At 43.2% G+C, this 2,661-nt stretch carries 1 protein-coding gene; it reads right to left on the bottom strand.

Translation table 11 applies throughout. The annotated features are described in order from the left end of the window. A partial coding sequence (locus tag B2X72_RS15020; protein ID WP_286850377.1) for a SusC/RagA family TonB-linked outer membrane protein occupies positions 1–2,661 on the bottom strand: 2,661 nt, incomplete at both ends.

Here is a 2,661-nt window from a genome sequence, read left to right as displayed (position 1 = left end):
ATGGATAAAGCCCATAATCCACACCTGGAGTCAGGTTGCCGCGTTGATTATAATCCGGTTCCGGATTGTAGCCTTTGTATTTAGAAATCGTAAATGGATTGTCCACGGTCGCGTAGACCCTTACCCCAGAAAGTGTTAGTTTTTCCGCTAGACTTTTGGGAAGATTATAACCCAAGGCAATATTTGTCATACGCAAGAATGAACCGTCCTGCAGATAAAAATCGGAAAGACGTGTACTGTTACTTTGCGTACCGCCACGTGATGCACGGTAGACTTTACCATTTCCCGGATTTTGAGCCGAACGGTAGCGTTGTGCGACATCCGCATATTGGTTACCGGAACCTTCCATATTGTAGAGGTAATAATCATAGCCATCCAGCACTTTATTCCCTTGGGAGCCATTAAATGATGCCCGTAGATCAAATGCCTTATAGCGTGCGTTGACGGCAAAGCCATAGGTGAAATTAGGATGCGGATTGCCGATCACACGTTTATCGGCATCATTGACGATACCATTGCCATCTACATCTTCAAAATAAAGGTCTCCAGGTTGTAGCGGGGTTGTTGAAGCCGCTGAAGGTGCGACAGTTTTATAGTTTTCCTCTGTTGCAACACCCAGAACTTTAAAACCATAGAACATACCAATTGGACTTCCTTCTTGTGTAATATGCGTTAAGTAGGAGCGTTCAGCACCATTCGTCAGGATGGTAGAAGCCCCACCAAGATCGAGCACTTTATTTCTGTTGACATTGATATTCCCACTGAATCCTAATTCAAATTCATTTTTGCGAATCAGTGTTGCATCAATCTGTAGATCAAAACCTTTATTCTGCACCTTCGAATTTGGCAGATTGGTCAAGATCGTTGTTGATCCAGATACAGCGGAGAGTGGCTGGTTGAATAATAAATTGAAGGAACGGCTCAGGTAAAAGTTGGTCATAATGTTGAGGCGGCCTTTCAACAAACCGAGATCAAGACCAGCGTTATATTGCGAAGTTGTTTCCCAGCTCAATTTTGGATCGAGTAGATTGCCTGCTGTATAAGAGGTCTCTACTTTATCCCCAAGGATCACACCCGCTGGTGAGTTGATCACGGATATCGCATTGTAATCACCAATATTATTATTTCCACTACGTCCCCAGCTCGCTCTTAGTTTGACTGTCGATTGTTGCCCTAACCAATCCGTATAAAACTCTTCCTTGGAGAGGGTCCAGCCGGCTGAAACCGATGGGAAAGTTCCCCATTTACTGTTCGGTCCAAAGCGTGACGAACCGTCAGTACGAATGGATGCCGAAAGGAAATATTTCGAATCGAAGCTGTAATTTACGCGGCTGAAATAAGACTGGAGCGTTGTCGTACGTTTGAACGTATCGTCTTTTAGCAATTGGAAATTAGAAGGATCGGCTCCTTTATCTGTAATTTCTCCAATTGCATTATTATTAAAACCGTTGGCTCTCACACCTTGATAATCATAATCTGTTCGTTGAGCCGAATAGCCCAATAACGCAGATACCTGATGTTTACCACCAAAGGTCTTGTTATAGTTTAGCGTTGTTTCCAGCAATTTGTCCAATTCATTTTTTGTCTTGGCATCTGCATAGGCAGCAGAAATTGCCTGCGGTGAAAACGGTTTGTTGTTTCCATCGGATATACTTGTCGGACGGAAATAATCATACTTTTCGTCATAAGTAGACAGTCCACCGTTTACTTTTAGATTTAGGCCATCCATAATGGAAAAATCTGCAAAGGCGTTGTATACTCCTCTTTTTCCGCGACGGTTGTTTTTAATCTCAGTAACATAAGCCAGTGGATTTTCAGGGTTCTGGATACCGTAATTATTCGCCGAAAGATCGGCCATCAGGTATTTGGCATAGGTTCCATCTTCATTATAAACCGGCAGTGTCGGCAGATAGATTAAAGCCGCCATAGACGGACTTCTGTCGTAACGGCCTGTCGTCACCTCGTTATTGTCGTTATATGTAAACGAAACATTTGCGCCAACGGTCAACCTCTTGCTTACTTTGCTATCGATATTGGCACGAAAATTAAAGACTTTTTGATCCGTCCCCAGCATGATCCCTTGTTGATTCTGATAAGATCCACTTAAGAAATAGCGATTTTTTTCGTTACCGCCATACGTAGAGAGATTATGACGTTGGAAAGGAGCATTACGGTATAAGGCATCCTGCCAATCCGTATCATATTTCGCTTTTTTTGCTGTACCGGACGCAAAGTCATAGTAGTCTTCAGGAATACTTACTGAACCGGCATTTCCGACATTGGCGATACGCGTTGTATTATCATCAAAGCGTCTACTATCGCTCCAAGCGATCCCTTTCGTAGCCAGAAGGTCTTTATAGGAATTGTTACGGCCATCAATCAAGAGATCAATAAACTGTTCCGAATTTAAAACATCGATTTTCTTGGAAAGCTGACCAAAGCCCCCCAATACTTCGTAGTCCACATTACTTTTACCTTCCTTGCCACGCTTGGTTGTAATCAATACAACACCACCAGCGCCACGGGACCCATAGATCGCAGCAGAAGCGGCATCCTTTAAAACATCGATAGACTCAATATCATTGGGGTTGATATTGAGATTGTTCCCTGCTGGATAACCATCAATAACGTACAATGGATCCGAACCAGCATTGATCGATC

The sequence above is a fragment of the Sphingobacterium sp. UBA7253 genome, assembly GCF_002472745.1.
GTDB classification, from domain to species: Bacteria; Bacteroidota; Bacteroidia; order Sphingobacteriales; family Sphingobacteriaceae; genus Sphingobacterium; species Sphingobacterium siyangense.
This window is presented reverse-complemented; position numbering and strand designations above follow the sequence as displayed.